The sequence below is a fragment of the Streptomyces sp. UNOB3_S3 genome (assembly GCF_020740895.1).
In the GTDB taxonomy this organism is placed as follows: Bacteria; Actinomycetota; Actinomycetes; order Streptomycetales; family Streptomycetaceae; genus Streptomyces.
Window position 1 is genome coordinate 1 of the sequence record NZ_JAILXP010000306.1, and the last position, 8,698, is coordinate 8,698.

Below are 8,698 nucleotides of genomic sequence, written 5' to 3' on the forward strand. Positions count from 1 at the left end.
GGCGTGGGCGACGGCCCGGGGCTCCCCACGGTGGGCGGGGGGAACGCGAAGGGCATGGCCGTATCGGGCACGCGGTTGATCGGCCGCCCGACACGGAGCCGGGAGGGGGACGTGGACGAGCGCGGGGGCGTACCGGATGGTGCGGGGGCTTCGCCCGCACTCGGGCGGACGACAGCTCGTTCGACAGCTCGTTCCTCGCTGCCCGGCGGCTTCTGATGGAGGTTGGTGCTGTGGGGCCGTGGGGCGATGCCGTGAGCCGGGTTCCACGGAGGCCCGGGGATGGGGTCTGTGCCGGGTGCCCGGTCCTCACCGCGCTCCGCGCGGTGGCCGGCACCGGGCGGCTGCGGGCCCACGGGAACATGGAGTTCACGAGCCCCGGCCCGGTCCGGGAGCCGCACGGGATCGCCGGGGAGCCGGAGACCTTGTGGGCGTACGAAGGCTTCGGTCTCCCGCCCGCCGGGCCGGTCCTGCCGCCCTGCCGGCGGGTTCCTCGGCGGTGCGACCGCCTTCGGTACGTGGACGATGCCCGCCACGGCCCGCTGCTCCTCGCCGACGGGCGCGGGCCCGTGCCCGTGCCCGGATACGGCCGTAACGCCTTCACTCCGGCGAGGTGGTTCCACCCCGTCCCCGGGCCCCCGTGGGCGTTCGACGCCGGGCCTGGCGCCATGCCGCGGTAAGAGGCCGGTCGCCACCCCCGGCCCCTCCGGGAGCCGTGGCCCACCGAGCGCCACCACCTCCGCCACGGGCACTGACACGGGCACAGGCCCGGAGTTGCCGAAACAGGAGGCGGGAGGCGGCGTGACAGGCAAGCCCCGGAGGATCCCCGCCCCCAGCGCCAGCGGCACGCCCCTCGGTAACAGCCGACCGCCGGCCGTGACGACCGGTGCCGGCCGCCACGCCGCGAGGCCCCGGCGGAACGCCAGTGGCCCGCTCGTGGACAGCACCGGCAGGTGCAGCAGCCCGACGGGCGGCACCTCGCGCCACTCCTCGCGGCCCCGGCCGGCCGCGTGCCCCGCCTCCCGCGCCCCGGGCGCGGGGGAGACGGGAACGTCACGCCGGCGTCCGTACCGGCGACGCCACCGGCCCGGATCGCGCGGGGCCAGTGCGCCGAGCGCGCGCACGATGCTCACCGGCCTTCCCCCGCCGTGCTGTTGATCCTGGCGATCTCCCGCACCCAGGCGCGCCGCTCCTCGTGGGGCAGGGTGAGGATGTCCCCGTACGCCCAGTGGAAGTGGTAGGCGATGTAGGCGGTCTCCTCGCGGAGCCGGCGCGGCGGGTGCGTCATGCTTCCCCCAGGCGGCCGCCGGGTGCCGACGCGGGCAGCGCGAAAGTGGTGCCGCACGAGGGGCAGGCGACGGCGCCATGGCCGGAGTCCAGGCCGTTGATCCGCCGGTAGAAGTCCTGGAGGTGGGCGAGGTCCTGGGCGAAGAGCTGCTCCACCACGCCCGCGTGGATGTCGGTGACGGTCCCTAGCCGGGTGATGACCAGGCTCAGGAGGACGACTCCGAGGTAGGCGGGGTTCTCCCGGACCCGCTGGTCGATCAGGGGTGACAGTTCGTCACGGGCGGTGGCGAGCCGCATGGAGCCCTGGCGGTGGACGGTGCCTGAGGCGTCCACGTAGCCGTGGGGGAGTTCGAAGTCGTACTCCGTGCGCAGCGGCGATCCGTTCTCGGGCATGGCGGGGCGGTATCCTCCCTCGGGCGTCCGAGCCGCGCCGCCCCCGGTCCCCGCTCGCGCGGGGGCCGGGGACGTGCGGTCGAGCGGTGGGCGTGCCGTGGCGGTCAGGTGATGTTCTGCCGGAGGAGCAGACTCACCCAGGTGTCGTCCGCCGACACCTCGACCGAGAAGTCGCCCTGCTTGTCCCCGGCCGTCAGCACGGGGGAACTCGCCGAGCCGTCGGGTCCGCTGGGCACCTGGACGATGTCCGTGCCGCCGGGGAAGGACGCCATGTTCTCCCCGAGGATCCGGAACGTGACCTGGGCGCTCTCGACGGGGTTGCCCTGGATGTCCTCCACGATCACCTTCATCGGGTTGTCGAAGGACTTCCCCGGGGGCACGGTCTGTCCCGCACCCGAGACGTAGCGCACCCGGTCCGCCCTGCCCGGCTGCGGGTTGACGGTCAGCCGGGTGAAGGAGGCGACGGCCTCCGTCTCCGTCCAGCGGGCGGTGACGGGGCAGGGGCCTTCCTTGAGCGGAGTGAGCAGGGAACTCGTCGCGACGCCGAGCTGCTCGCTCTGGGAACCGGTGTGCTTGACCTCGGTGTGCTCGCCGTTCTCGAAGACGCCGGTGCCCTCCTCGACGGAGAACTCGATCTTCTGCCCGCCCACCGGAGTGCCGTCCAGGAGCGTGGCCTTGACCTCGAACGGCTTGGGGAAGTGCTGCCCGACGGTCGTCCTCTGGTCGTCGCCCGAGATCGCCGCGAGCCGGTAACGGGACACGCGCCGCAAGGCGTTCCGTCCGGACAGCGCGACCCACAGCCGGCTGTCGTCGGACATGGTGAGCCCCGAGGGACGGGACCCCTGGCCCGTGGGGATCATGGACGCCCTGGCCTTGTCGGGCAGCACATAGCCGACGGCGTCACCGGCGGTGCTCACGAACCAGAGTGTGCCGTCCGCCGTCGCCAGCATGTGGTTGGCCGTGAACGGGGTGTCGATGCGTGTGAGCGTGCCGCTCGCGACGGTGTACTTGAAGATGACCTTCTCCTTGGTGGCCACCCACACGACGTCGCCCGCCGGGGCGGCCGCGACGTCCCGGGGCTCGGTCCCGAGGACGATGGCGGGACCGAAGGCGCCGGTGCTCACGTCATAGCCCACCAGCGCCTTGCCACCGGGGGAGGTGAGCCAGTAGCGACCCCGCTGCTGTGCCGGGATCGCGATGCCGTACAGGCCGTCCGGGTACATCATCGAGTACGAGACGCCGCCGCCGGCCTCGATGAAGGCCAGCTGGTTCCAGCTGATCAGCGGTGCGACGAGGCGGGGGCGCCCCTCCTTGCTCATGCCCAGGGCCAGCGCCCGGCAGTCCGTCGCGCCGTTCAGCGGGTACACCTGGTACTGGCCGTCGGTCATGCACTTGACGAAGGCCGAGCCCTGCTCCCCGGTGATGAACGTCCAGACCCCGTGGCCCGTCCAGCTGACGACGGAGTTGGCGGTTCCGGTGACTCCCGAGCCCGGACTGAAGACGGTGTTGCCCCAAGGGCTGCGGGGCTCGAAGTGGCCCATGACGCCCTGGGCGGTGACGAACCATACGTTCCGGTCGTCGTTGTGCCAGGCCACGTCGACGGCGGAGGCGTCGATGGGGAACGTGTCGGAGTCGGTGAGGGGCGGCGGCGCTGCGGATGGCATGCTGATTCTCCTTCCGGCGGACGGGGAACGGTCCGGGTGGCGCGGCGCGCCGTCAGGCCGGCGTGATCGTCAGGGTCGTGGCGGCGTGCGGCTCGGTGTTGCCGAGGCCGACGCTGAGGATCGCGTCCTCCTGGACATCGCCCGCGATCACGGTGGGCAGGGCGACCCGGCCCCGCTGATCGGTGATGATCACACGCTCATGGGTGCCGTCCGCGAAGGCCGCGCCCTCGGCGTCGATCCGGCAGGTGAGGGGGACGCCCGGCACGGGGCGCCCGTTGGCGACGTACTCGGCGACGAGCGGCTGGGCGACCTCGTCCTTCATATGGATCTCCGCCTCGCCCTGGGACACGATCTGGGTGCGGCCCATGCGCGAGGGGGCCCCGTACGGGGGCGGGGGCACCGTGTAGCTGCCCACGGTCTTCCTGGTCGGGTTGGTGTACCAGAGCTTGCCGTCGGCCGCGACGCAGACGCCCTTGGCGGTGCCGCCGTTGGGCAGCTGCACCAGGGAGCCGTTCGTGTTCAGACGCGGGTCGAACTCGTGCAGTCCCGCGCTGGAGGCCACCCACAACGCGCCCGTCGTGCTGAACGCCAGTTGCTGGGGGACCGCCGTTCCCAGGTCCACGGTGCGCGCGGTGTTGGTGCCGAGGTCATAGCGGATGACCTGGTTGGGGTTGGTGGCGGTCAGCCATACCGCGGTCGTGTCAGCGATGACGTAGAAGGGCTTCTGACCGGTCCGGAGCACCGGGATCGGTTCCCATGCCATCGCACCGGGGGAGCGGCGGTAGAGGCCGTTCTCGCTCCTGACCGGGTTGGTGGTCCTGCTCTGGCCCGTGGCCCAGTAGGTGTGGGTCTTCTCGTCGGCCGCGGTGGTGACGGCCACGTCCCAGAGCCAGGTGCTCTGGCTGACCGGCATCCGGTCGATGGTGCCGTGGCTGGGGGTGAGGATGCCGACGTAGCTGTGCTGGGGCTCGGCGAACAGGAGGCTGTACTCGTAGTCCGGAGCGCCGGTGGTCCCGTGGTTGGTGGTCCGGAGCTTGATGCTCTCGGCCTTGGCGTCGGCCTCCAGCGGGAAGAACTGGACGGCGTTCATCCCCGTCGTCTCCATGATCACGATGGGGTCTTCCTGCGTCGGCGGTGCCGGAGCGGCGAACCAGACCCGCTGGAGACCGTCGGGGTCCTTGATGATTCCCGCACTGAGCTGGGGAATCATCGAATGGTTCACCACCATCTGACTGTTCCCGGCATTGGGATTGATCCGGATGATGGCCTTGCTCGAGGTGGTCACCCAGAGATACCTCGCGTTCCCCTGGGCCAGTGAGTGGGGCGTGTAGTTCCCGATGGAGTATTCCTGGATCGTTCCGGGATCCGGCACTGTGGTATTCCCCCTCCGGTCCGTGTGATGGTCGCCTGAACGCGTCGGGCCCGCGCGGCAGCGCACGACAGGGAAAGCGGCAGGAGTTCCGGTGGCTCGCGCGGGGGCGGCGTTCGGCTGGTCGAGACTATGCCGTCAGCACTGGCCCCGGCACCCGGGCGAACCGGCCACCCGGAGCCCGTGCCCACGGCTTCCGGACAAGGGGCGGGGTCACCTGGCCCGCAGTGGCGTCCGAGCCGCGGAACAGGGCTGTCCGGTCATGGCTGTTCCGGATTCTGGCCGGGCGGCTCCGGGGCGCACTCATGAGGGTCAAGAGCGCGCGCACTCCGCCGTAGCGGCAGAAAAATGTGGCCGGAATGCATTCAAGAACCGTTTTTCTGCCCGGATGGGAATGGCCTGATGGCGGAAAAGCGAACATCCCATAATTGGTTCGGACTTTATGGTCTTTATGAGGTGCGTGGGTCGGCTGGGCCTCCGGCGCGACAGCCCCGGAAGGGAGGCGCACGATGGAGAGGGGGCCCACGGCGGGGACGTGAGACGCGAAACGACACGATCGGGAAGACCCATGCGAGCGACATTGATCTACGGCGCCGGTGACATCCGGGTGGAGCACGTACCCGACCCCCGTATCGAGAACCCCACGGACGCCGTGGTGCGCGTCGTCCGCTCGTGCGTCTGCGGCAGCGACCTGTGGCCCTACGGCTCCAGACCGGCCACCGAGGAAGGCGAGCGCATCGGCCACGAATTCCTCGGCGTGGTGGAGGAGACCGGCCCGGAGGTCACCGGGCTGAAGGCCGGCGACCTCGTGGTCGCGCCGTTCGCCTACGCCGACAACACCTGCCGGTTCTGCGCCGAGGGCCTCCACACCTCCTGTCCGCGCGGCGGGTACTGGGGGCAGGACGGCGTGGACGGCGGCCAGGGCGAAGCCGTGCGCAGCCCCTGGGCACAGGGCACCCTGGTCAAGCTCCCCGTCGGGGAGGACTCCGCCCTGCTGCCGTCGCTGCTCACCCTCTCCGACGTCTTCTGCACCGGCCACCACTGCGCCGTCACGGCCGGCGTCGACGCCCGTACGACGGTGACGGTCATCGGCGACGGCGCCGTCGGCCTGTCCGCGGTGCTGGCCGCCAGGCGGCTCGGCGCCGAGCGGATCCTGCTCATGGGCCGCCACGAGGCCCGCACCGCCCTCGGGCGCGACTTCGGCGCCACCGACGTCATCCCCGAACGCGGCGACGAAGGCGTCGCGCGCGTACGGGAACTGACGGGCGGTGAGGGCACCCACAGGGTGCTGGAGTGCGTCGGCACCAAGCCCGCCCTGGCCACGGCGCTCGCGGTGGTGCGCGACGGCGGTGTGGTGAGCAGGGTCGGCGTGCCGCAGTACGAGGAGGGGCCGGCCGGGTACGAGATGTTCAGCCGCAACGTCACCCTCACCGGCGGGGTCGCGCCCGCCCGCGCCTACATCGAGGAACTGCTGCCCGACGTCCTGGACGGCACGATCGAACCGGGCAGGGTCTTCGACCGCACCGTCGGCCTGGACGGCGTCCCCGACGGCTACCGCGCCATGGCGGACCGCCGGGCCCTGAAGGTGCTCATCGCCCCCTGAACCGGCCCGCCTGCCCTGGAATCCTTGGGCTCGCGAACATACGGATGTCGTCGGCCGCCCAGAGCACGAACCGTTCGACCGGGGTCACCTCGTGCCCCGGCACGGGCCGGAACCGGAACCGCTTGAGCAGCACGGCCAGGACCAGCTCCGCCTCGACCATGGCCAGGCCGGCGCCCTCGCAACCACGCGGCCCGAGCCCGAACGGGATGTAGGCCAGCCTCGGCCGCCTGGCCACCTCCTCCGGTGTGAACCGCTCGGGCACGAACCTCCCGGGCTCCGGCCAGTATTCGGCGTTCATATGGACGGCCCAGAACGGATAGAAGACCGTCGCCCCGGCCGGGATCTCGTACTCGCCCAGCGTCAGGGCCTCGGTCGTCTCCCGCGCCCCGTACGGGCCCGGAGGGTAGAGCCGCATCGCCTCCTTGAGGACCATCTCCAGGTAGGTGAGCCGCCGCAGGTCGGCGTACCCGGGCGCCGCACGGTCACCGAGGACGCGGTCGAGCTCGTCGGCGACGCGTCCGGCCACCTCGGGGTGCCGGCCCAGCAGATGCAGGGTCCACGACACGGCCACCCCGGTCGTGTGATGGGCCGCCAGCATCGTCATCATGACGGTGTCGCGGATCCGCGCGGGTCGCTCACCGGCGTCGACGAGCGCCCCGACCAGATCGCTCCGGTCCGCGCGGCCGCCCGCGCGACGCGCCGCGACCACCCGGTCGACCACCGCGCGCAGATAGGCCAGGGCCTCCTCCGCCCGCCCGGCGCTCTCCTCCCGGTCATCGGTGCCCGGCGCCCGGTAGAGCCGCCCCAGGTATTCGGTGAGCACCTCCTCGAACGCGGTGACGACACGGTCGGGGTCCTCGACGTCGCCTCCCAGCGCGTACGCGCAGATCATCCGCAGCGACAGCGCGGTGAGGTCCTTCTGCGACTCGACGGGCCCCCGGCCGGCCCGCTCGGCCCAGCGGTCGGCCACCGCCGTCGCCAGCTCGGTGAACCGTGCGAAGTGCCGCTCGTGGGAAGGCCGCCCGGCCAGCACCGACAGCAGCAGACGCCGCCACGGCATGTGCTCGTCGGCCGGCAGCACCTGGAGGTTCCCCGCCTCGCACAGCGGGGCGAGGAACTCGAACAACCGCTCGGGACGCTTGTCGAGGTGAGCCGTGGCCTCCAGCAGCACCGGGTCGGCGACCGACACGGCCGTCTCCGCGCCGGGAAGCTGGAACCGTACGACGGGCCCGTACTCGGCGTGCAGCCGCAACTGGTAGGTGTGCAGTCCGCCCGCTGCCGCCACGGCGCCGACACCACCGTCCGGCCGGGGCTCGGGACCGGGGATACGCATGACCATTCCTTCCCTCTTCCCTCCGACCTTCCCTCCGACAGACCGATTCACGGGGCAGCGCGCGGAATCCGCAAGACCATGACCGGCCACGGCGCACCCGTCGGCCGCCGGACCGGCCCTCCGCCCCGCCGCACCTGAATGGACGCCGTCACGGGGCGCCGGGCCGGGGCACCGGTGATCCTTGCGACAGGAGCCCCCGCCGCAGCCAGAAGCCGGAGCCGCCGTGCCGCTCTCCCCGCACCCGCCCCGCTCGCCGCGCCGACGGCTCCGGCACCTGGCCGCCGCGGCGGCAACGTTCGTCGCACTGCTGCTGACAGCCTGCGACGGCGGCCCCCAGCCGGACGCGTCCACAGCGAGCGGTGGAGCCGCACGGCCGTCGAACGTGCCGCTGACCTACCTGCCGGCGGGCAGTGCGGGCGGCAGACTGAGCGCGCCCCGGCTCCAGGCCACCGTCGGCATCGGCTCGCGGGTGGTGAACCTGCTGGTGGACACGGGCTCCACCGGGCTGAAAGTGCTCGCCTCCGCCGTCGGGGACGCCGCGACCCCCACCGGCGCCACCGGCGGCAGCAGCTTCCTCAGCGGGCTGAGGATCAGCGGCCGGGAGGCCCGGGCCACCCTCCGGCTCGGCTCCGCCACCGCCGGCGACCAGAGCATCCTGCTCGTCGACTCGCTGAGATGCGTCGACCAGGTCCCCGACTGCGCGGCGGCGCACGGCGGAACCCCGGAGGAGTTCGGCGGGGTCTTCGACGGCATCCTCGGCATCGGCATGGCCGAACGCGACCAGGGCGTCAAGGGCTGTTGCGCCAACCCCATGTCGGGCCTCACCGGCGACGGATCCTTCATCGTCCACTTCGACGAGGAACACCCCCAGCTGAGGCTCAACCCACCGCCGAGGACCGTGGAGCGGTTCAGGACCGTCAGCCTGAAACGGACGGTCACCGCGCCACCCCGGCCCGGCGCCGCCCCGACCGCGCTGACCTCCTGGGACCCCGCCCCCATGGAGGCGTGCCTGACCGTGACCGCCGTCCTGGACCACGAGTGCGCCCCCGTCG

Annotated in this window: 7 protein-coding genes; 2 read left to right on the forward strand and 5 right to left on the reverse strand. The window is 72.2% G+C overall.

Annotated features, from left to right (window positions below):
* Positions 1-1,126: 1,126 nt before the first annotated feature.
* From K6I33_RS26685 to K6I33_RS26700, 4 genes are read right to left on the reverse strand one after another with little or no spacing between them, the layout of a single operon-like run.
* On the reverse strand, positions 1,127-1,285 hold the full coding sequence (locus K6I33_RS26685) for a DUF6760 family protein (RefSeq protein ID WP_164737679.1): 159 nt from the start codon (positions 1,283-1,285) through the stop codon (positions 1,127-1,129).
* Positions 1,282-1,785: a hypothetical protein gene (locus K6I33_RS26690; protein ID WP_374285887.1), complete on the reverse strand. Its 504-nt coding sequence runs from the start codon at positions 1,783-1,785 to the stop codon at positions 1,282-1,284. Before K6I33_RS26690 ends, K6I33_RS26685 begins: the two co-directional genes overlap by 4 nt.
* On the reverse strand, positions 1,782-3,341 hold the full coding sequence (locus tag K6I33_RS26695; RefSeq protein ID WP_229357086.1) for a hypothetical protein: 1,560 nt from the start codon (positions 3,339-3,341) through the stop codon (positions 1,782-1,784). Before K6I33_RS26695 ends, K6I33_RS26690 begins: the two co-directional genes overlap by 4 nt.
* A gap of 52 nt (positions 3,342-3,393) precedes the next feature.
* Positions 3,394-4,626: a hypothetical protein gene (locus K6I33_RS26700; RefSeq protein ID WP_229357087.1), complete on the reverse strand. Its 1,233-nt coding sequence runs from the start codon at positions 4,624-4,626 to the stop codon at positions 3,394-3,396.
* Between the two features lie 652 nt (positions 4,627-5,278).
* Between K6I33_RS26700 and K6I33_RS26705 the strand changes: the two genes are divergently transcribed.
* Positions 5,279-6,313 (forward strand): zinc-binding dehydrogenase, encoded by a 1,035-nt coding sequence (locus tag K6I33_RS26705; protein ID WP_229357088.1) that lies wholly within the window; start codon positions 5,279-5,281, stop codon positions 6,311-6,313.
* Here K6I33_RS26705 and K6I33_RS26710 read toward each other — a convergent pair.
* Positions 6,300-7,646 carry a cytochrome P450 gene (locus tag K6I33_RS26710; protein ID WP_229357089.1) on the reverse strand — a complete coding sequence of 449 codons (1,347 nt, stop codon included), beginning with the start codon at positions 7,644-7,646 and terminating at the stop codon, positions 6,300-6,302. The genes K6I33_RS26705 and K6I33_RS26710 overlap by 14 nt on opposite strands.
* A gap of 223 nt (positions 7,647-7,869) precedes the next feature.
* On the opposite strand from K6I33_RS26710, the gene K6I33_RS26715 reads away from it, so the two are divergent.
* Positions 7,870-8,698 (forward strand): DUF3443 family protein (locus tag K6I33_RS26715; protein ID WP_229357090.1); only part of this gene is annotated, 829 nt, incomplete at its 3' end.

Excerpts from the sequence above, each read along its gene's own strand:
- K6I33_RS26705 (WP_229357088.1), top strand. The coding sequence starts at position 5,279 with ATGCGAGCGACATTGATCTACGGCGCCGGTGACATCCGGGTGGAGCAC.
- K6I33_RS26710 (WP_229357089.1), bottom strand. The coding sequence starts at position 7,646 with ATGCGTATCCCCGGTCCCGAGCCCCGGCCGGACGGTGGTGTCGGCGCC.
- K6I33_RS26695 (WP_229357086.1), bottom strand. The coding sequence starts at position 3,341 with ATGCCATCCGCAGCGCCGCCGCCCCTCACCGACTCCGACACGTTCCCC.
- K6I33_RS26685 (WP_164737679.1), bottom strand. The coding sequence starts at position 1,285 with ATGACGCACCCGCCGCGCCGGCTCCGCGAGGAGACCGCCTACATCGCC.